Below are 22,360 nucleotides of genomic sequence, written 5' to 3'. Positions count from 1 at the left end.
AAACTTATGAGCCAAAGAAACAGAGTGTATTCTCTTGTTCAAAACGTGACCGTCGAAGTCTATTCAAAGGACAAGTATCGCTACCTGTCCCGCAAGCTCCGCCGCCCACGTTTCTCTTTCTTCTCATCTTCAATTGTCAAAGAACAGACCAGTAAAACCAGTCAAAACCTTTTCCCATCGACCCCAGGTAAACCCAGAACCTCCAATCAGCATCGCAGCCAATTCTTTAGGAAACACCAGAGCGAAAGACTTCGTCGCTAGCAGCGCCGCCGCCCTCGTTCAGTGAGTGGGCTTATAAACCCACCCCCAGAACCAAGTCAACACTGCCGTTGTAAAAATTCTGACATTTTTATAACGTATTGATTTTATTAGGGGATTTGTCGATCTGTAAAGAGACTGACCGCCTGCCCCGGCCGATGCCGCGAAAAATCTTGTCCAGTTGGTCAAAATTTTCGATTTGAAACAGCGAAAGGACCGTTCGCAGCCTTTGGAATAGCTGCGCGTCTTCTTCACGCCGCCCAATCATGGCAATCAACCCCTATGCTTGCCGGGGCGCGTTTGATGACCTGACCACTGCAAGGCCTGGTAAAAAACCGGTATTCCATAAGGAATTTCTGTTATATAAATAGAGTGGGAGGACACCATGGATACAACAAGCTCAAAGAGCATCGTCGAAGTCAGTGTCGACAGCGCCGCCGGACGGAAGGCGCTCGGTATCATGAACATGCGTCAGGCATTGGAACTGCCCGACCTGCCGAGCTTCACCTTTACCCATCCGGATCCGCGAAAAGCCGCCGCAGGCGTCGTCGTCAGCCGTCGGGAGTTGGAGCGTTTCCTGACCTGCCATTGAGCGCTCACGCATCGATGGCCTAAGTCGCGTATCAGCGCGACCTTCTTGTTGCGCGCTGTTTCACGCGGCAACCCTTTGGCTCATCGCAAGCGGCAGCAATATAATGGCGTCAAGCCCGCCGCCGTTGCGATCCTCCAGGCACAGCGCGCCATTATGTGTATCAAGGATCTGCCGGACGATGGTCAATCCGAGGCCGCTTCCACCGAGATCGCGGTTGCGCGATTCCTCCAGCCGGATGAAGGGCTCGAGCACATCCTTGCGCCGCTCCATCGGAATCCCCGGCCCGCGATCACCAATGATGATGGCGGCATGATCACCACGACGTTCAATACTGACATCAGCGCAAGCGCCATAGCGCAGCGCATTGTCAATCAGATTGTCCACCACTCTCGCCAGCGCCGTCTGGGGTATGATCACCTCCAGTTCCCGTCCCAGCGGTGAAAACGAGACGAGACCCAGCGCATCCTGACGCTCGGCGACGAGAGCACGAACGGTACCGTCAAGATCGGTGATATTCTTTCCCGCGGACACGACGGTGCTGCGGGCGAAACCAAGTGCCTCCTCGACAAGGCGCTGCATGGCCTCGACATCGGCGATTGCCCGCTCGCGATGCGGCGTATCCGGCATCAGCTCCATGCGCAGACGGAAACGGGTGAGATAGGTCCTGAGATCATGGGAAATCGCGCCGAGGATCAGAGTACGGTTGTTGACCAAAGCGGCGATGCGCAATTGCATGCCGTTGATGGCGCGGATCAGCAGGCGCAGTTCGCAGGCGCCCCGCTCGGGAATATTGATCGGCTGCAGGCCCTTGCCGATGGAGTTGACGGTCCGCGACAATCGCGTCAGCGGCCGGGTTTCTCGCGCCACGGCGGCAATGGCAATCACCGCCACCAGCACACCGAGAAGGCCGGCAATAAAGCCCACGGGGACACCGCGCAGTCGCACGGTCGGTGTATCGGCCAGGCTGAAGACGGCAACCTTATCCCCGGCAATGCCGATCGACACTTCGATCTTCCGGTCGGGAGCGCCGACCGAAAACCAGCCCTGCGGCCGTTCGGGGAGCGAGCGCAGGCTGAAGTAGCGGTCGCCAAGCGCGATGCCGGCAAGTTCGCGAGCCAGTTTACGACCAAGGGTCGGGTCGGCCGCGTCCTCGTTTTTCGTGGGCGGCACGCCGTCGACCAGACGCAGATCCAGACCGATCGCATTCAGAGCGAGTACGGCTTGCTCCCGCGCCTCGGGCGGGGTGACATCAAGAAGGCGCACCGCCGACATGATCTGCGTCGCCCGCGATAGCTGGTGGCTGAGCGGCGAGTCCGGTTTGAAACTGGCGGCAACGAGGGCAGCCAGCTGGATGATGAACAGCGCCACGGCGACGATCATGATGATGCGGGAAACGAGACCGAGTTTCAGCATGGCTCAGACATCCCTCACTTCAGCGGTCAACAGGTAGCCGGCATTGCGCACCGTGGTGATCACCTGCGCGCCATCAGGCAGATATTGCGCCAGCTTGGTACGCAGCCGCGAGACGGTCACGTCGATGGTGCGATCGAACGGGTCGGCGCCACGCCCACGCGTCCAGTCGAGCAACTGGTCGCGCGACAGCACCCGGCGCGGTCGTTCGAGAAAGCAGACGAGCAGGTCGAACTCGGCGGTCGTCAGGCGTAGCGGGCCCTCACCTTCTATCTCGATCGCCCTGCCGTCGAGATCGACGATCAGGCCGGCGAAACTCTTGCGCCGCCGCGAACCGACCACCTCCTCCGGGCGCTCCGGTCCGGACCGACGCAGGATGGCGCGGATGCGCGCCAGGAGCTCGCGCGGATTGAAGGGCTTGCCGAGATAATCGTCGGCGCCCATCTCCAGGCCGAGAATGCGGTCGATATCCTCGGACTTCGCCGTCAGCATCAGGATCGGCACGCGGCTGCGCGCCCGAATACGGCGGCAAGCGGACAGGCCGTCCTCGCCCGGCAGCATCAGGTCGAGAATGATGAGATCGGGAAATCCCCTGGCCAGCGCACGATCCATGGCGGCGGCACTTTCGACCGCCTCGACGGAAAAATCCTCGCGACTGAGGAACTCCTCGAGAAGTGCTCTTATTTCGCGGTCGTCCTCGACCAGAAGCAGCGATGCGGAAACCATGGTCCATCCATGCGAGGCAAAGGGCGTCTTTGACAACAGGGAAACGACCGGCGTTACAAACTGTAACAAATTTCCGCCTTTCTGAAAAACTCCGGAAACAGACACCAAGCAGGTTTATCGGCGTCCCTCCGGAGCGAGGGGGCGACACCGACCCCGACGTCGCCCTACCCGACCCCATCGCCGCTCCGGCTCTCCGACAGGGCTCGTGTCGACAAGGCGCGAGCCCTGCTTGTCTTGACACATTTCCCCGTTGCGGGATTTGCGTCGGGGCTATCCTCATGCGAAAGGATTGTCATCGTCGGGCCGATGCGCCCGATCATGGCAGGACAAGGACGAGGCAAGGGGTGAGCCAAAGGCATTCTCCGCAAAGATCGGGCAAACCGGCAAAGGGCCGGCAGGAAAACGACGGCAAACGCGTGACCTTGCCGCGGGCACTGTCGAAGCTCGGCTATTGTTCACGCACGCAGGCGGAAGCACTGATTGCGGCCGGCCGCGTGACGGTCGACAGCCGGGAGATCACCGATCCCACCGCCTGGATCGATCTCGACCGCGCGCAAATCGCCGTCGATGGCGAGGCGATATTCGCGGAGAAGAAGCTCTATTTCATGCTGAACAAGCCGCGCGGGCTGGTGACGACGCGCGACGATCCCGAGGGGCGGCCAACGGTCTATGACTGCCTCCGGGATATCGACGCCCGGCATCTGGCGCCCGTCGGGCGGCTGGACAAGGCAAGCGAAGGGCTGCTTCTCTTTACCAACGACACCGTGCTGGCGCAGGCGCTGCTCGATCCGATCAGCCATGTCGGCAAGATCTATCATGTCCAGGTCAATACGATCATGGAGCAGGAGCTGCTGGAGCGCATGGAGCGCGGGATCGTCGATAACGGCGAGCTTCTGACCGCGAGTGCCGCTCGCCTCTTGCGCAGCGGCGATCGCAACGGCTGGATCGAGGTCGAGCTCAAGGAGGGCCGCAACCGGCAGATCCGCCGTATGCTGGAGGTGCTCGGCGTCGAGTGCCTGCGGCTGGTGCGCGTCTCCTTTGGCGACATCGCGCTCGGCGATCTCGCCAAAGGCGCGGTGAGACCTCTGACGGAGGCGGAGGTTCTCGAGCTTCGCCGGCGCGCCGGCATGGAAAAGACCGGACGAAACGGAATGAAGGCGGGACGCAATGCAGCCCCATGATTTCTGGCAGGAGCTTCATCCGCCGCAAAGCTTTCCGACATCGGGCGAATTCCGCGATGTCTACGTGGCGGAACTGCCCGACGGGCGGCAATTGCGCCTGCCGATCCGCAGGCTCGCCGACGGCGAGCATGCATTGGCGTCGCTGATCATCAACCAGGCAGGTTTTTCCGTGCAGGAGGCGCTGGCGCAAGCGCTGGCCGAGCGTATCGCATCCTATGATATCGATGTCATCGCCGGTCTGCCGACGCTCGGCCTGACATTGGCAAGCGCGGTTGCCCGGGCGCTTGGCCACGAGCGTTATGTGCCGCTCGGCACTTCGCGCAAGTTCTGGTATCGCGAGGAGCTGTCGGTCTCCCTCTCCTCGATCACCACCCCGAACCAGGAAAAACGTCTCTATATAGACCCGCGCATGCTGCCGCTGCTTGAGGGGAAGCGGGTGGCGCTGATCGATGACGTCATCTCCAGCGGCGCCTCGATCGTCTCGGGCCTCATGCTTTTGAACGCATGCGCCATCGAACCCGTGGTCATCGGCGCGGCCATGCTGCAATCCGAGCGCTGGCGAGAGCGGGTCGATGCGACAGGCAAGCCATGGAGCGGGCGGATCGTCGGCGTGTTTTCGACACCGATCCTCGACAGGACCGAGAACGATGGCTGGCGCCGGCCTTGATCGGCTGGGTCCGGATTTGAGGCCGCGCTTTACTTGACATCGGCGAAGCACAAATTAAGGGTCCAGTCATGAAGCGTCCGCAGGGCGGATGCACGAGCCTGCTGGTGGACGTCTTGCGAATTCTCTCCGAAGCCCATTTTCCGGAACTGCCCAATTATTACCGCGGCAAGGTGCGCGAGAACTACGACCTGCCGGACGGCAGCCGCATCATCATCAGCACCGACCGGCTGAGCGCCTTCGATCGCATCCTCACCTGCATTCCCTATAAGGGCCAGGTGCTGACACAGACGGCGCGCTACTGGTTCGAGGCGACCAAGGATATCTGCCCGAACCATGTCATCGCCTATCCCGATCCGAACGTCGTTGTCGGCAAGCGGCTCGATATCCTGCCGGTGGAAGTCGTCGTGCGCGGCTATCTGGCCGGCACCACCGGCACGTCGATCCTGACACTCTATAAGAAGGGTCAGCGCGAGATGTACGGCATTACACTGCCGGACGGCATGCGCGACAACCAGATCCTGCCGGAGCCGATCATCACGCCAACCAGCAAGGAATTCGACGGCGGCCATGACGAACCGCTGACGCCGGCGCAGATCGTCGACGGCGGGCTTTTGACAAGCGAGCAGTGGCAGACGCTATCGGATTACGCGCTGGCCTTGTTTGCGCGCGGCCAGGAGATCGCCAGCAAGCGGGGACTGATCCTCGTCGACACCAAATATGAATTCGGCACCGATGAAAACGGCACCATCATCCTCGCCGACGAAATCCATACGCCGGACAGCAGCCGTTACTGGTTGGCCGACGGTTACCAGGACAGCTTCGACAAAGGCGCGCGCCCTGCAAGTTTCGACAAGGATTTCGTCCGCGCCTGGGTGGCCGAACGCTGCGATCCCTATAAGGACGAGATCCCGGAGATCCCGCTCGACCTCGTCGAGCAGACCTCGAAAGTGTATATTCGCGCTTACGAAGCGATCACAGGCACACCTTTCGTCCCCGACGACCGCGGTGCAACACCGCGCGACCGGGTTCACGCAAGCCTTGAGCGCTATTTCCCATGAGAGACTGCGAATGGTCGTTCCGGCCGTATCTCGGGCGGAATAGCATTCCTGTAGTTGCATATTGCGCCTATCTTCAGGACTTAAACCACCATAGATGGTAGTGGGTAGGGTATGCTTTTTGCAACACTTTAAAATTTTTTTACCAAAAGCCTGATATTTGTCACGATCCCACATATGTTCGCCGACGAGAAATGGCAAAAGGCACTGTGCTATTGCGAAACTCGTTGCTAGATTGGCGCCGACTGCTTCGAACCGTTTGTTGTATTGCGTAGGCAGAAGCGCCGAAAGATATGGGGTCTTGCTGACCCCGTTTAGATAATGATCATGTAAATTGAATTGTGGGATAATGTGATGGTATCCATTCGTACTGCCGCCCCCGCCCTGCTTCTTCTTCTAGCAGGTTGCGTCAGCGGCCCCGATCATAAGCCACCGGAAATGCCTCTCCCGGCCAAGTTCTCGGAGGGCGGTACGAAGATCAATGGCGATCTGGCCGGCTCCAAATGGTGGACCGCCTTCGGTGACTCAAAACTGACGGCGTTTGCCGAACAGGGACTTGCCGAAAACCTTACCATTCAGCAGGCGCTGGAACGTATCAATCAGGCGCAGGCCGCGGTCGTTACCGCCGGTGCCGGCGGATTGCCAAGCCTGACGGCTTCCGGCGACCATACGACCAACGGCCAGAAGGGCAGCCTGCGTACGCAGGTGGAAACGCAAAACTCCACCAGTGGCGGAGCTTCAGCCTCGTGGCTGCTCGACCTCTGGGGTCAGTATCGTCGCGCCCGGGAAGGTGCCATCGCATCGCTCGATGCGGCCTACTCCAACGTCGACACCGCACGCCTGACCTACCTGAACGATCTGGCCGGCAGCTACGTCAACGCCCGCTATTATCAGGCTCGCATCTCGATCGCGCAGGACAACCTGAAGTCCCGCCGCGATACGCTCGCGCTGACGAAATTCCAGCTCGAAGCCGGCGCAGCCTCCCGACTCGACGTTGTCCAGGCCGAGGGCCTCGTCAACTCGACACTGTCGACTATTCCGGGCCTCGAAATCAGCTATCGCCAGCAGGTGCATCACATCGCAACGCTGCTCAACGTGCCGTCGGCAACCATTAGTGCCCAGCTGCAGGGCGGCGGCAGGCAGCCGGTGTTCCGCGGTCGCGTCAATTCGGGTGTTCCCGCGGACCTGATCCGCAACCGGCCTGACATCCGCGCCGCCGAACGCACACTCGCCGCCGCGACCGCACAGATCGGTGTTGCGGAAGCACAGCTCTTCCCGACGATCACCCTCAGCGGCGCCATCTCGCCGTCCTACATCCACACGTCGTCGAGAAGCGGCAGCCTGACGACCTGGTCGTTCGGCCCGACCTTGACGCTGCCGATCTTTGACGGCGGCGCGCTCCGCGCCAACGTCAAGACCGCCGAATCGTCGAGCCGCGAACAATATGTCGTCTGGCAGCAGACGGTACGGTCGGCTGTCGAAGACGTCGAAAACGCACTGTCGGCCGTCAGCCGCGATGCCCAGACCGTCTCGGCGCTGCGTGCGCAGGTGAAGTCCTATCAGGAAGCCCTCTCGCTCTCGACGGCAAGCTATAAGGACGGCGCCTCCTCGCTGCTCGACGTTCTCGATGCACAGCGCAACGTTTCGACCGCGCAGGAAAGCCTTGCAACGGCTATCCAGCAGAGCGCCATCGACTACATCTCGCTGAATGTCGCGATCGGCGCCGGCTATGTTCCGGCCGAGAAGGGACCTGTTGCCGCAAAGTCGGCCAAGGTCGTCAAGGTCGCCGACAAGAAGGCTGTCAACTAAAGCGTATCGCCCGGCTTCGTCGGGCGCACCTTTCCATGAAACCGCCGCGGGCAACCGCGGCGGTTTTTCTTTGACCGGAACATAAGGGGCAAAATAGAAATGGCGCGCTCCGCTTCCGCAAAGCACGCCACCATCAGTCAATAAACAAAAAAGGCCGGAACTAACCGGCCTTTCGTCATCCATCTTCACATCAGTGCCAGTACATCCGTGGTCAAAGTTGAAAGATGGATACTGTAGCCAGATTGATCGCGAAAGGTTAACACATGGTCAACGTCACTTTCGCAATGTCCAGGGAATGCAAACGGCTCGCTTTGCAGCGCGCCACACATTCATCGACTGCATGACTGAAGCCTATATCGGGTGGGAATGCGGTGATTTCAAGGTCGACAGAATAAAAGTCCCGATGCCGCGCGAAATAATAAGAAAACCTTCTTAAATATCCCCCGAGATTTTGACGGCTTTGCCCGCACTCGTTCAAGCTGCATTCATGCAAATTCTCTTAAAACCTCAGAAAAGATTGAAAGAATGGCGTTGGATCTTCCAAAATCCCGTGAATACGCCAGCTTTGATCTTATCGAAACTGGAAACGGCATGCCGGATCCTGTCATCGCATCAGGCGCTTCTTGACGGCTATGCGCGGCAGGCGGCCAACTACAATCAGCGCGGCACCGGTCGAACCATGACATCAGCGGCGCGCAACGGGAGAACATTCATGAGACACAAGCTTCTGGCCGCAATCACACTGACCGCACTCGTTGCGCTACCGGCGCTTGCTGAAGCCGCGGAGGGTTTTGCCACCGCCAACGTCAACATGCGATCTGGCCCAAGCACGCAATATCCGGCGGTGACCATGATTCCCGTCGGCGCGCCACTGGAGATCAACGGCTGCCTCAATGAAACGCCCTGGTGCGACGTCTCCTTCGTCGGTGGCCGTGGCTGGGTCGCCGGCCGCTACATCCAGGCAAGCTATCAATCGCGCCGCATCTATGTCGGCCCGCAATATTACCGTCCTCTCGGCATCCCGACCATCACCTTCAACTTCGATGATTATTGGGGCCGCTATTACCGCGGCCGCGATTTCTACCGCGATCGCGACCGCTGGCGCCGAGGACCGGGCTGGGGTGACCGTCGCCCGGATTCGGGCTGGGATCGGCGTCCCGACCGCAATCCCGGCTGGGATAACAATTCGGATAGCAACTGGGATCGCCGCCCGGACCGGAACCGCGACTGGAGCAACCAGCCGGACGACAACGGGGATTGGAGCCGGCGACGCCAGGATCGCAACCGCGATTGGGGCAACCAGCCGGACAATAATCAGGACTGGGGCCAGCAGCGCCGGGATCGCAACCGTGATTGGAACCGGCAGCAGGACGACAACCAGGGTTGGGGCGGCAACCGGCAGGATCGCCGGCGCGACGACAACCGCCAGGACAATCAGCAGCGCCGTCCAGAACCCCAGCCGCAGCAGGCACAACCGCAACCACAGCCCCAAGCGCAACCGCAGCCGCAGCCGCAACGGCAGGATAATCAACGGCCGAGTGGCCGCCCGCCGGGGCAGTACAGCCAGGACAATGTCGCTCCCTGCCCGACGTCTCAGGCCGATTGCCGCATGACCCCGAGAGGCTCCAATCGATAGTCGTTATGACGGCAAACAGCAAAGGCCAGCGACTCACGTCGCTGGCCTTTTTTATTGGCCTCAACATGCGGCCCAATCGGCAACGCAATGCGGGGTCAAAGGAAAACATGTGATGTTGGCAGAGAAAACGCGCGCTCACAGGTTACGCGAATGCGCCCGGCATGCGCCGGCCGGCAAGTCTGACGGTCAGGGCGGCGTCAAACCACCGCGCTGCCTCAATGGGTTTTCAAATGCGCTTCGCGCATGGCCGAGATGAATATCTCGCGGGCTTCCTCAGCGGATTTCCGCCCGTCGATTGCAGCCCGGCAAACGCTTCTCGCAGCCACATAAAACGGACCGCGTCGATCCGGCCAGAGATTGGCCATGCAATTCAGCGCCTCCGAAGGGCCAGTCACTGTCTGGAAGCTGCCTTGAGCGAAGCCGATCTCGATCGGATTGCTCCATTTGATGTGTCGCATGAATACTCCTCCTCACGCGCTATCAAGCACTTGGGACCGCCCAGCAAGACGGCCACAAGCCATTACTATAACCTCAATCAGTGCATTCGAAAATATGGAACATCGCGAGCGCGGCACATAGAAGCGAAATGATCCTGAGAGGGTAAATGCGAGTTCGCATGCAGAGGATCGGCCCTGTCATATTTCACGCCAAATACCGCTTTATGGCGTGAAAATTCGTGGGAAGGCGACATCGTAAACCCTGGGTAAACCTGGATGCTCCGACCTACTTCTCCCGCGCGATGCGCTTCGCGTCATCGGCAGAAAAGCCGGCGCGGCGGGCGAGCTCTTCCAGCCCGAATACTCGGTCCAACAGATCAACTAGCCATAGTTCAAAGCGTTTCCACATGGTAAGCCTCCACCGCAGTAGACCTTGCCGTTGTAGCGATCCCGCGATGAACATCTCATGAACACCGCTGCGGCCTACCAATCCCGTTCAGCTAAACAGGGGTTGTCGCTGTGCGTTCGATAGCAATTCCTGCTTGGTGGCGAAGTCGCCGAACAGTTTTTTCAGCCGGACTTCCTCCTCCTTGCCGATCCGGTACCGCCGCGCGAAATCCTCCACGCTCCAGACTTCCCGCAGCGTGGTCTCGCCGACTGCCTCTATCGCAACATGTGAACTCATTGCGCTCGCCCTCTTGTTTTTGTGAGGAGAGAATGCCCGAGATGAGGAAAAGTTCCTTGCACGATACCGTCACGAATGGACAGATGCCGTCGCCATGATCGGCCGCGGAAGGATTCTTAATCCCTCCTTAAATCGCCGCATTTACAGTTCACTCGGGCTTCGACGTCTTCACGACCATTTCGTGGGCGAATGCCGGCGGCGCATAAGCTTGAAAAGCACTATCGATTTTCAAGCTTATGTGCCGGTAGAAAGCGCTGGCGGTGTCTTTTCCGCGTCCCGAACGGATGCGCGGCGCGGTCATGGCGACACCGGCATCAAATATAGATCCATGGAACCATCAGGGGTACGACCAGTCCGCAATGGCAGGCAAAAGCAGATCAGGCCAGAGGATAGAACCATCCTTTTCAAGCGGTAAGGAACGTAGCGATGATGGTTTCAGCGCCGGGGAACGCATTGCCGGCGCTGGACGCTCTTCCGGACGTGAGAGCTCCAGGCGCGACAGCGCACCGGAACCCGACAAACCACGCCGCTCCAACCGCCGGCGCAAGCAGCAAAAACGGCGCTCCGGCGGCGGCTTCTTCGGCTTCATTCGCTCCGCGATCTATTGGGGTATCGTGCTCGGCATCTGGGCCGGTATCGGGCTTGCCGGGCTGGTGGTCTACTACGGCTCGCGCATGCCGAGCGCCAGCACCTGGGCTATCCCCGAGCGGCCGCCGAACGTCAAGATCGCCGATCTCGACGGCAGCATCATCGCCAATCGCGGCACGACCGGCGGCGAGGCCTTGGCGTTGGGCGACATGTCGCCTTACATTCCCGAGGCGCTGATCGCCATCGAGGACCATCGTTTCTATTCCCATTTCGGCTTCGATCCGATCGGGCTTGGCCGCGCGGTGGTGACGAACGTACTCACCGGCCATGCCGTCCAGGGCGGCTCGACGCTGACGCAGCAGCTTGCCAAGAACCTCTTCCTGTCGCCGGAGCGCACGCTGGAGCGCAAGGTGCAGGAAGTGCTGCTCGCCATCTGGCTGGAGCACAAGTTCACCAAGGACCAGATCCTGGCGATGTATCTGAACCGCGTCTATTTCGGCTCGAACGCCTATGGAGTCGAGGCCGCATCAAGGCGCTACTTCAACAAATCGGCCCGCGACGTGAACCTCGGCGAAGCAGCGATGCTCGCCGGCCTCGTCAAGGCGCCGTCGAAACTGTCGCCGGCGCGCGACCCGGCTGCCGCCGAAGCCCGCGCCCAACTGGTGTTGCAGGCGATGCGCGACCAGGGCTTCATCAGCGAGGCCGACATCAAGACCGCGATGTCACAGCCGCCGACGCGGGCCAAGAGCTATTGGAGCGGCGCGGAAAATTATGTCGCCGACATGGTCATGGGCCAGCTTCCCGGCCTGATCGGCGGCGATATCAAGGAAGACTTGACCGTCGACACCACCATAGACATGTCGTTGGAGGAAAAGGCCGAACAGGCATTGAACGACGTGCTCGCCAAGGACGGCAAGAAGCTCAGCGCCTCGCAGGCCTCGCTCGTTTCCGTCGACGCGACGGGCGCGATCCGCGCGCTGGTCGGCGGCCGGGACTATGCGCAGAGCCAGTTCAACCGCGCCGTCACCGCCAAACGCCAGCCAGGCTCGGCCTTCAAGCCCTTCGTCTATACCGCCGCACTTGAAATGGGCCTGACGCCGAATTCGATCCGCAACGATGCGCCGGTGAAGATCGGCAATTGGGCGCCGGAGAACTACGAGCAGAAATATACTGGTCCCGTCACGCTTGCGACCGCTATCGCCCACTCGCTGAATACGGTCGCCGCCCAGCTTGCAAACGAAGTCGGGCCTGATCAGGTGGTCAAGGTCGCCCACAGGCTTGGCATCGAATCGGATCTACAGGCCAATGCCTCGATCGCGCTCGGCACCTCGGAAGTGTCGCTGCTGGAGCTGACCTCGGCCTACGCCTCCTTCATGAATGGCGGCTTCAAGGCGACGCCGCATGTCATCACCAAGGTGACGACAGTCTCCGGTAAGGTGCTCTACCAGGCGAATTTCGACAATCCGCCACGGGTCCTGAACCCTGATGTCGTCACCAACATGAATTCGATGATGGCCGGCGTCATCAGCTTCGGCACCGGCAAATCCGCCCGCATCCCCGGCTGGCAGGCCGCCGGCAAGAGCGGCACGACGCAATCCTTCCGCGATGCGCTGTTTGTCGGCTTCACCAGCCATCTGACGACGGGCGTCTGGTTCGGCAATGACGACGGCAAATCCATGAAGAAGGTGACGGGCGGCGGACTGCCGGCCAAGGCCTGGAAGGAATTCATGATCGCCGCCCATAAGGGCCTGACTCCGACCCCGATCTTCGGCGGCGGCCAGATCATCGACAACGGCGCGCCGATGGCGCAAACAGCACCCGGCACCGACCAGCCGACGACGATCGGCAGCATTATCTCCGGCACGCTCAGTGGCGGCCAGGCCGTGCAGCATCAGGGCCAACCGACGCTCCAGCAACGCCCAGCGCAACAGCCGATCCCGCAGCAGGGCAATCAAACCGCTGGTAACGACGACCTTGAGGACCTGCCGCCCGCAAACCTCGCCAATGACAACAACCCCTACAGCGCCGCCCCCTACGATACCGGCGATATCCCGCCGGCCGACGTCGGTGATCCCGGTCCGACGACGGCAACGGTCAGGCCGCATCGTACGTCGCTGCTGGACGTCATCCTGGGACAATAACAACACGATTCCCGTGATTGCCGCTTGCATGGCAGAAGCAAGGCTGATCTGATAGATGGTCGCGCTAATTCTCCAGGTTCGCAGGCGCAATGCGGCACTGTGGAGTTTGAGCGACAAACCATTCGTTTTGCTGGATTCCGGGTGATTTCCCGCCTTGCAGTCAGTAAAATCGCTACTTATATACGCGGCATCACCGCAGTCATGGCTGCGCAATCCTCAAGACCATCCCGTAAGGGGCTGTCAATGGAATGCCTGACAGGGGTTCCGATAGCTTGCTTCAAGGAGAGAATGACATGGCAAAAGTAATTGGTATCGACCTTGGAACGACAAATTCCTGCGTCGCCGTCATGGACGGCAAAGACGCGAAAGTGATCGAGAATGCCGAAGGCGCCCGTACTACCCCCTCAATGGTAGCCTTCACTGAAGACGGCGAACGCCTCGTCGGCCAGCCGGCCAAGCGCCAGGCGGTCACCAACCCCACCAATACCCTCTTCGCTGTCAAGCGCCTCATCGGCCGCCGCTACGAAGATCCGACCGTTGAAAAAGACAAGCACCTTGTTCCTTTCAATATCGTTCGCGGCGACAATGGCGATGCCTGGGTCGAAGCCCACGGCAAGGGCTATTCGCCCGCGCAGGTTTCCGCAATGATCCTTCAGAAGATGAAGGAAACCGCAGAAGCCTATCTCGGTGAAAAGGTCGAAAAGGCCGTTATTACCGTTCCGGCCTACTTCAACGACGCACAGCGCCAGGCAACCAAGGATGGCGGCCGGATCGCCGGTCTTGAAGTCCTGCGCATCATCAACGAGCCGACCGCTGCGGCCCTCGCCTACGGCCTCGACAAGAAGGACGGCAAGACCATCGCCGTCTACGACCTTGGCGGCGGCACTTTCGATATCTCGATCCTGGAAATCGGCGACGGCGTCTTCGAAGTGAAGTCGACCAACGGCGATACCTTCCTTGGCGGTGAAGACTTCGACATGCGTCTCGTCGAATATCTCGTCGCCGAGTTCAAGAAGGACAACGGCATCGATCTCAAGGGCGACAAGCTCGCTCTGCAGCGCCTCAAGGAAGCTGCCGAAAAGGCGAAGATCGAACTATCTTCCGCACAGCAGACCGAAATCAACCTGCCCTTCATCACGGCCGACGCCACTGGCCCGAAGCACCTGACGCTGAAGCTGACGCGCGCCAAGCTGGAAAGCCTGGTCGACGACCTCGTGCAGCGCACCATCGCGCCGTGCAAGGCCGCCCTCAAGGATGCCGGCGTTACTGCTGCCGAGATCGACGAAGTCGTTCTCGTCGGCGGCATGAGCCGCATGCCGAAGGTTCAGGAAGTCGTCAAGCAGCTGTTCGGCAAGGAGCCGCATAAGGGCGTCAATCCGGATGAAGTCGTCGCTCTCGGCGCCGCCATCCAGGCCGGCGTTCTGCAGGGCGACGTCAAGGACGTCCTGCTGCTCGACGTTACCCCGCTGTCTCTCGGCATCGAAACTCTGGGCGGCGTCTTTACCCGTCTGATCGAGCGTAACACGACGATCCCGACGAAGAAGTCGCAGACCTTCTCGACCGCCGACGACAACCAGTCGGCCGTGACCATCCGCGTCTCGCAGGGCGAGCGCGAAATGGCTGCCGACAACAAGCTGCTCGGTCAGTTCGACCTCGTCGGCCTGCCGCCGTCTCCGCGTGGCGTACCGCAGATCGAAGTCACCTTCGATATCGACGCCAACGGTATCGTCCAGGTTTCGGCCAAGGACAAGGGCACCGGCAAGGAACAGCAGATCCGCATCCAGGCTTCGGGTGGTCTCTCCGACACCGATATCGAAAAGATGGTCAAGGATGCCGAATCGCATGCCGCCGAAGACAAGAAGCGCCGCGAAGGCGTGGAAGCCAAGAACCAGGCCGAAAGCCTGATTCACTCCAGCGAGAAGTCGCTGAAGGACTTTGGCGACAAGGTCACCGAAGCCGATCGCAACGCGATCTCCGAGGCGATCGCAGCGCTGAAGACGGCAACCGAAGCATCCGAGCCGGATGCCGAAGACATCAAGGCCAAGACCCAGACGCTCATGGAAGTGTCCATGAAGCTTGGCCAGGCCATTTATGAGGCCCAGCAGGCGGAAGCCCCCTCGGCTGATGCCTCCGCAGGCGGCAAGGACGACGTCGTCGATGCCGACTACGAGGAAATCAAGGACGAGGACGACCGCAAGCGGTCTGCATAAGCGCGAACCTTGATGGTTTTGCGGAAACTCAGATCCGGCTGCCTTTTGGCAGCCGGAAATCCATTTCCGGGGTCTAATCCTTAATGGCAAAAGCGGACTATTACGAGACATTGGGCGTCTCCAGGACAGCAGACGAAAAGGAGCTCAAGAGCGCTTTTCGCAAGCTGGCAATGCAATTTCATCCGGATAAGAATCCTGATGACAATGACTCCGAACGCAAGTTCAAGGAAATCAACGAAGCCTACGAAACGCTCAAGGACCCGAACAAGCGCGCGGCCTATGATCGTTACGGCCACGCTGCCTTCGAGCATGGCGGCATGGGCGGCGGCGGTGGCTTCGGCGGTGGCGGCGGCTTCTCCGACATTTTCGAGGATATCTTCGGCGAGATGATGGGCGGCGGACGCGGTCGCGCGCGCTCCTCGGGCGGTCGCGAACGCGGCGCCGATCTTCGCTACAACATGGAAATCTCGCTCGAGGAAGCCTTTTCCGGCAAAACGGCACAGATCCGCGTGCCGACCTCGATCACCTGCGACGTCTGCTCCGGTTCCGGCGCCAAGCCGGGCACGCAGCCAAAGACCTGCGGCACCTGCCAGGGCTCGGGCCGGGTGCGCGCCGCGCAAGGCTTCTTCTCGGTCGAACGCACCTGTCCGACCTGCCACGGCCGCGGCCAGATCATCCCCGATCCCTGCGGCAAGTGCCATGGCCAGGGCCGCATCACAGAAGAGCGCTCGCTCTCGGTCAATATCCCCTCGGGCATCGAGGACGGCACGCGCATCCGCCTGCAGGGTGAAGGTGAAGCCGGCCTGCGCGGCGGACCATCGGGCGATCTCTACATCTTCCTTTCCGTCAAGCCGCATGAATTCTTCCAGCGCGACGGCGCCGATCTTTATTGCGCGGTGCCGATCTCGATGACGACGGCGGCGCTTGGGGGCACCTTCGATGTCGCGACGCTCGACGGCACTAAATCGCGTGTCACCGTCCCCGAGGGCACGCAGGTCGGCAAGCAATTCCGCCTCAAGGCCAAGGGCATGCCGGTGCTGCGCTCCAGCCAGATCGGCGATCTCTATATCCAGATCCAGATCGAAACGCCGCAGAAGCTCACCAAGCGCCAGCGCGAGCTGCTGCAGGAATTCGAACAGATCTCCTCGAAGGACAACAATCCCGAATCAACCGGCTTCTTTGCCCGGATGAAGGATTTCTTCGACACCTTCAGCGATTAGGCGGCGAATCACGCCGTTCTCCATAAACCGGCCGACGATATTCGGCCGGTTTTTTTGTTTGCAATCGAATCATCCGCCCTCGTGGTTCGAGACGGCCTGCGGGCCTCCTCACCATGAGGGCTAATCCTTGTGCTGCTCGGCGACTACATTTTCACCTCATCTCTATTCGAGAATCGTCTTAGCCTTCATTCCGAGGTTCACTCCACCCTCATCCTGAGCCCGTCGAAGGACGAGGTGGCCCCGATGCCACTTCGAACGATCTACGCTGAGAACAGTCGGCAAAATCCTTGCGCTCGGGCGGGGTTCGGCATACCCCTCGGCCATCGATACGAATCCGGATGACCGATGCCGCACAAGGTTTTCATCTCGCGCCTGAAGCTGACCGACTTTCGCAATTATGCGGCGGCGGCGCTCACGCTCGACGACCGGCATGTGGTGCTGACCGGCGACAACGGCGCCGGCAAGACCAATTTGATGGAGGCGGTCTCCCTCCTCTCGCCCGGGCGCGGCCTGCGGCGGGCAGCTTATGCGGATGTCGTCCGCGTCGGCGCGCCGAACGGGTTTTCGATCTTTGCCGAGCTTGAGGGCATGGAGGACACTGTCGAGATCGGCACCGGCGTCGACGCGAGTGACGAGACGACGGCGCGCAAGCTCCGAATCAACGGCACGCCGGCCAAGACGGTCGACGAACTCACCGACCATCTGCGCGTGCTCTGGCTGACGCCGGCCATGGACGGGCTGTTTACCGGCGGCTCCTCCGAGCGCCGCCGTTTTCTCGACCGGCTGGTGCTGTCGCTCGATCCAGCGCATGGCCGCCGCGCCAGCGATTTCGAGCGCGCCATGCGCAGCCGCAACAAACTGCTTTCCGAAAACCGCTTCGATCCCTCCTGGCTCGGCGGTATCGAAGAGCAGATGGCAAGCCTCGGCATTGCCATGGCGCTTGCCCGGCAGGAAATGCTCGGGCTTCTCTCCCAATTGATCGCCGAGACACGCGAGGCAACACCCTTTCCCTCGGCGGCGCTCGAACTCTCCGGCTTTCTCGACGGGCAGTTCGACCGCCCCGCCCTCGATCTCGAGGATACTTACGCCGCCATGCTCCGCGAGGGACGATACCGCGACGCCGCCGCCGGGCGGACGCTCGATGGGCCGCACCGGAGCGATCTCCTGGTGCGCCATCGCGAGAAGAACATGGAGGCGGAGCGCTGCTCGACGGGCGAGCAGAAAGCCTTGCTGGTCGGCCTCATCCTTGCGCACGCCCGCCTCGTCGGCAATCTCACCGGCCATGCGCCGATCCTGTTGCTCGACGAAATCGCAGCGCACCTCGACGAAGGCCGGCGCGCCGCGCTTTTCGACCTGATCGACGGGCTCGGCGGCCAGGCCTTCATGACCGGCACCGACAAGGCGATGTTCTCGGCACTTGGCGAGCGGGCGCAATTCTTCACCGTCGCGCATGGCGGCATCGCAAAATCGTAGCGGCGAATTTTCCGCGGAGCGTGATATCATCTTGCCATGGACCCTTTGACCCCAGACGAAATCGCCCGTTATCAGCGCCATATCCTGCTTCCCGAAGTGGGCGGCGCGGGCCAGCAGAAATTGAAGGCGGCACGCGTTCTCGTCATCGGCGCCGGCGGGCTCGGCGCGCCGGTGCTGCAATATCTCGCCGCCGCCGGTGTCGGCACCATCGGCATTGCCGATGACGACCGCGTCTCGCTCTCCAACCTGCAGCGGCAGGTGATCCACGATACCGGCGCGATCGGCGAGTTGAAGACGCAGAGTGCCGCCGACGCCATTGCGCGGCTGAACCCGCATGTCCGTGTGATTCGTTTTGAGGAGCGTTTTTCGACGGAGACTGCCGCGCAACACCTCGCCGGCTTTCACCTCGTCGTCGACGGCTCCGACAATTTCGATACCCGCTATGCCGCGGCCGACGCCGCCGAGTTGGCTCGCCTGCCGCTGGTGACCGGCGCGGTCGGCCGGTTCGATGGGTCTGTGACGACGCTGAAGCCCTACGAGGCCGGCACGGATGGCGCCTTGAACCCCGGTTATCGCGACCTCTTTCCGACGCCGCCGCCCGAGGGCCTCATTCCCGCCTGCGCCGAGACCGGCATCATCGGTGCACTCACCGGCGTCATCGGCACATTGATGGCGATGGAAGCGATCAAGCTCATCACCGGCACCGGCGAACCGCTGATCGGCCGGCTGCTGCTCTATGACGGACTTGCCGCCCGCTTCGATACCATCCGCTACCGCCGCAAGCGCGCCAGGGCCGCCGCCGAATGAACGATATTACCGTTCAACGCCTCGATGACAGCTTCGACCGCTGGGATGAGCTGCTCGCGCTCATTCTGGCCTCCTTCGCCTATATGAATGGGCTGATCGACCCGGCTTCCTCCGCTCTGTCGCTGACGCCGCAATCGCTCAAGGAGAAAGCGAAGGGCGAAATCAGCTATATCGCGCTTGATGGCGATCAATTAGCCGGCTGTATATTCTGCCGCCTGGAGGCCGAGAGCCTCTATATCGGCAAGCTTGCCGTTTTACCGACGGAGCAAGGGAAGGGAATCGGCAGGCGTCTGCTGGCGCTTGCGGAAACAACGGCGCGGCAGTGTGGGCTTGGTGCACTGCGGCTGGAAACACGCATCGAGTTGACCGGCAATCATGCGGCTTTCGCACGCTGGGGATTCCAGAAAACCGCCGAGAATCGTCATGCGGGATTCGACCGAACCACGTCGATCGAGATGCGCAAAGTCTTGATTTAGCTCACCGGAACGGCAGAACCCTGTTCGGCGGCCGATGCCCATCGATGAAGGTGCGGATATTGATGATGACCTTGTCGCCCATGTCGATGCGGCTTTCGAGCGTAGCCGAACCCATATGCGGCAGCAGCACCACCTTGCCCTCGTTGGCAAGCTTCACCAGCTTGGGATTGACGGCCGGTTCGTTCTCGAAAACGTCGAGACCGGCGCCAGCGATCTTGCCCTCGCGCAGGATTCTGATCAGCGCCGTCTCGTCGATGACGTCGCCGCGCGCCGTATTGACGATGTAGCTGGTCGGCTGCAATAGCGCGAGCCGGCGCGCCGAGATCAGATGAAATGTAGCCGGAGTCGACGGGCAATTGACTGAGACGATATCGACGCGGGCGAGCATCTGGTCGAGGCTGTCCCAATAGGTCGCCTCCAGCTCATCTTCCGTTGCCGCGCTGACGCGCTTGCGGTTGTGATAGTGGATGGCAAGACCGAAAGCCTTGGCGCGACGGGCGACGGCGGTGCCGATACGGCCCATGCCGACAATGCCGATGCGCTTGCCATGAATGCGGCGGCCAAGCATCCAGGTGGGCGACCAGCCGGCCCATTCGCCGGGCTTGTCCGTCAACACCCGCGCACCCTCGGCAACGCGACGCGGCACGGCGAGGATCAGCGCCATGGTCATGTCCGCCGTATCCTCGGTCAGCACGTTCGGCGTATTGGTGACCGTGATGCCCTTGCGGGCGGCGGCTTCGACATCGATATGGTCGGTGCCGTTGGAAAAGCTGGCGATCAGCTTCATCTGCGGCCCGGCCTCCTCGATCAGCGCGGCGTCGATACGATCGGTGACCGTCGGCACCAGCACGTCAACCGTCCGCACGGCTTCGGCAAGCTCCGCCTGCGTGCGCGGCACATCGTCAATATTGAGTTCGGCATCGAACAGTTCGCGCATCCGCGTCTCGACCGCATCGGGCAGTTTGCGCGTGACGTAGACCTTCGGTTTTTTCTTCGTCGTCATGGCGAGCGGCGATGCCTTGTTCAGATGTTTTTAACCAAGAAGCAGGATAATTTTCCCGTTCCGGGCATTTCTACCAGACCCGCAGGCGAAGACAAACAAAACTCGCTGGCGGCGCCGAGGATTTGCCGATGGTCGGAGCAAATAGGCAGCCTGACAGCGCCTTGATCATGATGAACGAACGGAAACCCCTATGCGTGGCAAAGTACTGAAGTCCTGCGCTGTTTTCGCGATCGGCCTGATGATGGCCGGCGCAACCGCCGATCTTGCCGCTGCCCAGGCCGCCAAGGGGCCGAGCGGATTGCCGCTGCCGCGATTCGTCACGCTGAAGTCGAAGCGCGTCAACCTGCGCGTCGGACCGAGCGCGGACTATGCCGTCTCATGGCTCTATCTCAAGCAGGGCCTGCCGGTCGAGATCATTCAGGAATACGACAATTGGCGCCGCGTGCGTGACGCAGACGGCACCGAGGGCTGGGTCAACCAGTCGCTGCTGTCCGGCCAGCGCTCGGCGCTTGCGGCCCCGTGGATGAAGGGCAAGGGCAAGGCCGTGTTCGTCAACATGCGCCGCGACGCGCAGCCATCCGGCACTGTCGTTGCCAAGCTCCAGCCGGGCGTAATGATGAACGTCCGCGAATGCACCGGCGACTGGTGCCTTGCGACCGTCGACGGCACCGAGGGCTGGGTGGCGCAATCCGAGATCTGGGGCGCCTATCCCGGCGAAGCCTTCAAGTAGTAGAAGCAGCCTTCATGCCCCATGGGAGCCACGATCGCGTGACCTTTCCGACGCAATGATGCATCTGGCGTTGGAAGAGATGTGACCGTGGAATACTTGCCTGGAATTCTCGGCGTCGCCGTCGTCATGTTCGTATCGACGAATGTGGACGACATCTTCGTATTGCTTGGTTTTTTTTCGGATCCAAAATTCCGTGCCCGGCAGATTGTCATCGGCCAATATCTGGGCATCGCCGTTCTTTTTGCCGTCGGCCTCCTCGCATCCCTCATTTCTCTTGTTATTCCCGCCGCCTATATCGGCCTGCTGGGGTTGGCGCCGATCTTTATCGGGTTGAAAAAACTATGGGAGTTGTGGAAAGGCACCGACACTAACGACGATCTCGAAAATCATGAGAAGGCATCAGCCGGACACGGCAATATCGTGGCTGTCGCCCTAGTGACGATCGCGAACGGCGGCGACAATATCAGCATCTACACGCCAATATTCGCAACGCGCACCGCATATGAGATTGCGACGATCGCCGTCATCTTCGCTTTCCTGACGGCCATGTGGATCGGTTCCGCCCATTACCTGGTCAATCACCGCACAATCGGCGCGCCGAACAGGCGCTATGGAAACCGAGTGGTGCCCTTCGTGCTCGTTGCACTCGGGATGCTGATTATCCACGAGGCCGGAACCATTGAGTTGCTGCGCCGGTAGCACGCATCCAGGAAACATCGGAAATTATTCGCTTCAGCTTCTCGCTGACTGCGGTGACATTCATCTATCGGCAGTTCTTTCGCCGACGTATTTTGCCAACCGTGCCAATACATCCGGAAAATCCGCGCTCACCGCTTTCCCAATCACCTGAGCGTCAGGCCCTTGAGAGTTGACGGCATAGATGACCCGACATTGATCGTTGGCCATGGCTTCGATGCTATGCTCAACCTGAATCAGCGTTTCGCCAACCAAAGTCTCGTCGATGAAACGCTGTGGCGCACTGACATCGACAAGTTTGCTGCGGATAATGTCTCCGTCAGGCAGCTCCATCGAAAACCAGGTTCCGGTGGCGAAACTTCCATCCAGCTGGACTGATTTCACGCCCGAGTTCCACAGCTTCCATCTGCCGGCGTCGGCAAGTGCCTGCCAGATTGCCTGCCGCGAAGCATTGACATCGCAGCTGTAAGACTTGCTCCAAGAGGCATCGCTTTTCATGGGAAACCCATTTTTGAGGCGTTCGTCCATGATGTGGGAACTTAGAAAATAGTCAACAGGCC

At 60.7% G+C, this 22,360-nt stretch carries 23 protein-coding genes; 15 read left to right on the top strand and 8 right to left on the bottom strand.

Features of this window, described 5'->3' with window-relative positions; genetic code table 11:
* Positions 1–261 (top strand): hypothetical protein (locus tag EX00_RS31855; RefSeq protein WP_210165813.1); only part of this gene is annotated, 261 nt, incomplete at its 5' end.
* Positions 262–643: 382 nt separating this feature from the next.
* A complete protein-coding gene (locus EX00_RS03265) occupies positions 644–850 on the top strand; it encodes a hypothetical protein (protein ID WP_047454101.1) in 207 nt (68 codons plus the stop codon).
* Between the two features lie 60 nt (positions 851–910).
* On the opposite strand, the gene EX00_RS03260 is transcribed toward EX00_RS03265, so the two are convergent.
* Together EX00_RS03260 and EX00_RS03255 are read right to left on the bottom strand one after the other, a co-directional pair.
* Positions 911–2,263 carry an ATP-binding protein gene (locus tag EX00_RS03260; protein ID WP_047454099.1) on the bottom strand — a complete coding sequence of 451 codons (1,353 nt, stop codon included), beginning with the start codon at positions 2,261–2,263 and terminating at the stop codon, positions 911–913.
* A gap of 3 nt (positions 2,264–2,266) precedes the next feature.
* Positions 2,267–2,986, bottom strand: a complete 720-nt coding sequence (locus EX00_RS03255; RefSeq protein ID WP_047454097.1) for a response regulator — start codon at positions 2,984–2,986, stop codon at positions 2,267–2,269.
* A gap of 344 nt (positions 2,987–3,330) precedes the next feature.
* On the opposite strand from EX00_RS03255, the gene EX00_RS03250 reads away from it, so the two are divergent.
* The 5 genes from EX00_RS03250 to EX00_RS03230 all read left to right on the top strand — a co-directional run bounded on the left by EX00_RS03250 (position 3,331) and on the right by EX00_RS03230 (position 9,334).
* Positions 3,331–4,167 (top strand): pseudouridine synthase, encoded by an 837-nt coding sequence (locus tag EX00_RS03250; protein ID WP_047454095.1) that lies wholly within the window; start codon positions 3,331–3,333, stop codon positions 4,165–4,167.
* Positions 4,154–4,834, top strand: coding sequence for a phosphoribosyltransferase (locus tag EX00_RS03245; RefSeq protein WP_047454093.1), 681 nt, complete (start codon positions 4,154–4,156; stop codon positions 4,832–4,834). The genes EX00_RS03250 and EX00_RS03245 overlap by 14 nt, the downstream gene beginning before the upstream one ends.
* Before the next feature lie 113 nt (positions 4,835–4,947).
* Positions 4,948–5,892, top strand: coding sequence for a phosphoribosylaminoimidazolesuccinocarboxamide synthase (locus tag EX00_RS03240; RefSeq protein ID WP_047454138.1), 945 nt, complete (start codon positions 4,948–4,950; stop codon positions 5,890–5,892).
* 351 nt (positions 5,893–6,243) lie between these two features.
* On the top strand, positions 6,244–7,698 hold the full coding sequence (locus EX00_RS03235; RefSeq protein ID WP_047454091.1) for an efflux transporter outer membrane subunit: 1,455 nt from the start codon (positions 6,244–6,246) through the stop codon (positions 7,696–7,698).
* Positions 7,699–8,410: 712 nt separating this feature from the next.
* Positions 8,411–9,334: an SH3 domain-containing protein gene (locus EX00_RS03230; RefSeq protein ID WP_047454136.1), complete on the top strand. Its 924-nt coding sequence runs from the start codon at positions 8,411–8,413 to the stop codon at positions 9,332–9,334.
* Between the two features lie 215 nt (positions 9,335–9,549).
* Here EX00_RS03230 and EX00_RS03225 read toward each other — a convergent pair whose 3' ends face one another.
* The 4 genes from EX00_RS03225 to EX00_RS31850 all read right to left on the bottom strand — a co-directional run bounded on the left by EX00_RS03225 (position 9,550) and on the right by EX00_RS31850 (position 10,757).
* Positions 9,550–9,792, bottom strand: coding sequence for a DUF982 domain-containing protein (locus EX00_RS03225; protein WP_047454089.1), 243 nt, complete (start codon positions 9,790–9,792; stop codon positions 9,550–9,552).
* Positions 9,793–10,057: 265 nt separating this feature from the next.
* Positions 10,058–10,180: a hypothetical protein gene (locus EX00_RS32120; protein WP_267884712.1), complete on the bottom strand. Its 123-nt coding sequence runs from the start codon at positions 10,178–10,180 to the stop codon at positions 10,058–10,060.
* 87 nt (positions 10,181–10,267) lie between these two features.
* Positions 10,268–10,456 carry a hypothetical protein gene (locus EX00_RS03220; protein ID WP_047454087.1) on the bottom strand — a complete coding sequence of 63 codons (189 nt, stop codon included), beginning with the start codon at positions 10,454–10,456 and terminating at the stop codon, positions 10,268–10,270.
* A 148-nt stretch (positions 10,457–10,604) separates the two neighbouring features.
* A complete protein-coding gene (locus EX00_RS31850) occupies positions 10,605–10,757 on the bottom strand; it encodes a hypothetical protein (protein ID WP_210165815.1) in 153 nt (50 codons plus the stop codon).
* A 58-nt stretch (positions 10,758–10,815) separates the two neighbouring features.
* On the opposite strand from EX00_RS31850, the gene EX00_RS03215 reads away from it, so the two are divergent.
* From EX00_RS03215 to EX00_RS03190, 6 genes are all read left to right on the top strand, one after another.
* Positions 10,816–13,185, top strand: coding sequence for a transglycosylase domain-containing protein (locus EX00_RS03215; protein WP_047454084.1), 2,370 nt, complete (start codon positions 10,816–10,818; stop codon positions 13,183–13,185).
* 293 nt (positions 13,186–13,478) lie between these two features.
* The gene (dnaK, locus tag EX00_RS03210; protein WP_047454082.1) at positions 13,479–15,395 is read left to right on the top strand and encodes a molecular chaperone DnaK; all 1,917 of its coding nucleotides are present in this window, start codon (positions 13,479–13,481) and stop codon (positions 15,393–15,395) included.
* Positions 15,396–15,478: 83 nt separating this feature from the next.
* Positions 15,479–16,615, top strand: a complete 1,137-nt coding sequence (dnaJ, locus tag EX00_RS03205) for a molecular chaperone DnaJ (protein ID WP_047454080.1) — start codon at positions 15,479–15,481, stop codon at positions 16,613–16,615.
* 345 nt (positions 16,616–16,960) lie between these two features.
* Complete coding sequence (recF, locus tag EX00_RS03200; protein ID WP_047454077.1) at positions 16,961–18,088, top strand: DNA replication/repair protein RecF; 1,128 nt, start codon at positions 16,961–16,963, stop codon at positions 18,086–18,088.
* Between the two features lie 36 nt (positions 18,089–18,124).
* On the top strand, positions 18,125–18,895 hold the full coding sequence (locus EX00_RS03195) for a molybdopterin-synthase adenylyltransferase MoeB (RefSeq protein WP_047454075.1): 771 nt from the start codon (positions 18,125–18,127) through the stop codon (positions 18,893–18,895).
* Positions 18,892–19,371 carry a GNAT family N-acetyltransferase gene (locus EX00_RS03190; RefSeq protein ID WP_047454073.1) on the top strand — a complete coding sequence of 160 codons (480 nt, stop codon included), beginning with the start codon at positions 18,892–18,894 and terminating at the stop codon, positions 19,369–19,371. The genes EX00_RS03195 and EX00_RS03190 overlap by 4 nt, the downstream gene beginning before the upstream one ends.
* Before the next feature lies 1 nt (position 19,372).
* Here the strand turns inward: EX00_RS03190 and EX00_RS03185 are convergent, their stop codons facing one another.
* Positions 19,373–20,374, bottom strand: coding sequence for a 2-hydroxyacid dehydrogenase (locus EX00_RS03185; protein ID WP_047454072.1), 1,002 nt, complete (start codon positions 20,372–20,374; stop codon positions 19,373–19,375).
* A 190-nt stretch (positions 20,375–20,564) separates the two neighbouring features.
* On the opposite strand from EX00_RS03185, the gene EX00_RS03180 reads away from it, so the two are divergent.
* Together EX00_RS03180 and EX00_RS03175 are read left to right on the top strand one after the other, a co-directional pair.
* On the top strand, positions 20,565–21,104 hold the full coding sequence (locus EX00_RS03180) for an SH3 domain-containing protein (protein ID WP_047454070.1): 540 nt from the start codon (positions 20,565–20,567) through the stop codon (positions 21,102–21,104).
* An 81-nt stretch (positions 21,105–21,185) separates the two neighbouring features.
* On the top strand, positions 21,186–21,803 hold the full coding sequence (locus EX00_RS03175; RefSeq protein WP_047454068.1) for a cadmium resistance transporter: 618 nt from the start codon (positions 21,186–21,188) through the stop codon (positions 21,801–21,803).
* 60 nt (positions 21,804–21,863) lie between these two features.
* On the opposite strand, the gene EX00_RS03170 is transcribed toward EX00_RS03175, so the two are convergent.
* Positions 21,864–22,328 carry an SRPBCC family protein gene (locus tag EX00_RS03170; protein ID WP_202903686.1) on the bottom strand — a complete coding sequence of 155 codons (465 nt, stop codon included), beginning with the start codon at positions 22,326–22,328 and terminating at the stop codon, positions 21,864–21,866.
* Positions 22,329–22,360: the final 32 nt, after the last annotated feature.

Origin of the sequence: Martinezella rhizogenes (genome assembly GCF_000799715.1) — a bacterium.
Lineage (GTDB): Bacteria > Pseudomonadota > Alphaproteobacteria > Rhizobiales > Rhizobiaceae > Rhizobium > Rhizobium rhizogenes_C.
Note: the sequence above shows the minus strand (reverse complement) of the source record. Positions and strands in the feature narration are given on the sequence as shown.

Bases quoted from the DNA above. Each gene is read 5' to 3' on its own strand.
- dnaK (WP_047454082.1), top strand. From the start codon at position 13,479: ATGGCAAAAGTAATTGGTATCGACCTTGGAACGACAAATTCCTGCGTC.
- dnaJ (WP_047454080.1), top strand. From the start codon at position 15,479: ATGGCAAAAGCGGACTATTACGAGACATTGGGCGTCTCCAGGACAGCA.
- EX00_RS03230 (WP_047454136.1), top strand. From the start codon at position 8,411: ATGAGACACAAGCTTCTGGCCGCAATCACACTGACCGCACTCGTTGCG.
- EX00_RS03245 (WP_047454093.1), top strand. From the start codon at position 4,154: ATGCAGCCCCATGATTTCTGGCAGGAGCTTCATCCGCCGCAAAGCTTT.
- EX00_RS03215 (WP_047454084.1), top strand. From the start codon at position 10,816: ATGGCAGGCAAAAGCAGATCAGGCCAGAGGATAGAACCATCCTTTTCA.
- recF (WP_047454077.1), top strand. From the start codon at position 16,961: ATGCCGCACAAGGTTTTCATCTCGCGCCTGAAGCTGACCGACTTTCGC.
- EX00_RS03195 (WP_047454075.1), top strand. From the start codon at position 18,125: ATGGACCCTTTGACCCCAGACGAAATCGCCCGTTATCAGCGCCATATC.
- EX00_RS03255 (WP_047454097.1), bottom strand. From the start codon at position 2,986: ATGGTTTCCGCATCGCTGCTTCTGGTCGAGGACGACCGCGAAATAAGA.
- EX00_RS32120 (WP_267884712.1), bottom strand. From the start codon at position 10,180: ATGTGGAAACGCTTTGAACTATGGCTAGTTGATCTGTTGGACCGAGTA.
- EX00_RS03265 (WP_047454101.1), top strand. From the start codon at position 644: ATGGATACAACAAGCTCAAAGAGCATCGTCGAAGTCAGTGTCGACAGC.
- EX00_RS03220 (WP_047454087.1), bottom strand. From the start codon at position 10,456: ATGAGTTCACATGTTGCGATAGAGGCAGTCGGCGAGACCACGCTGCGG.
- EX00_RS03170 (WP_202903686.1), bottom strand. From the start codon at position 22,328: ATGGACGAACGCCTCAAAAATGGGTTTCCCATGAAAAGCGATGCCTCT.
- EX00_RS03260 (WP_047454099.1), bottom strand. From the start codon at position 2,263: ATGCTGAAACTCGGTCTCGTTTCCCGCATCATCATGATCGTCGCCGTG.
- EX00_RS03180 (WP_047454070.1), top strand. From the start codon at position 20,565: ATGCGTGGCAAAGTACTGAAGTCCTGCGCTGTTTTCGCGATCGGCCTG.
- EX00_RS03185 (WP_047454072.1), bottom strand. From the start codon at position 20,374: ATGACGACGAAGAAAAAACCGAAGGTCTACGTCACGCGCAAACTGCCC.
- EX00_RS03225 (WP_047454089.1), bottom strand. From the start codon at position 9,792: ATGCGACACATCAAATGGAGCAATCCGATCGAGATCGGCTTCGCTCAA.
- EX00_RS03190 (WP_047454073.1), top strand. From the start codon at position 18,892: ATGAACGATATTACCGTTCAACGCCTCGATGACAGCTTCGACCGCTGG.
- EX00_RS31850 (WP_210165815.1), bottom strand. From the start codon at position 10,757: ATGACCGCGCCGCGCATCCGTTCGGGACGCGGAAAAGACACCGCCAGC.
- EX00_RS03235 (WP_047454091.1), top strand. From the start codon at position 6,244: ATGGTATCCATTCGTACTGCCGCCCCCGCCCTGCTTCTTCTTCTAGCA.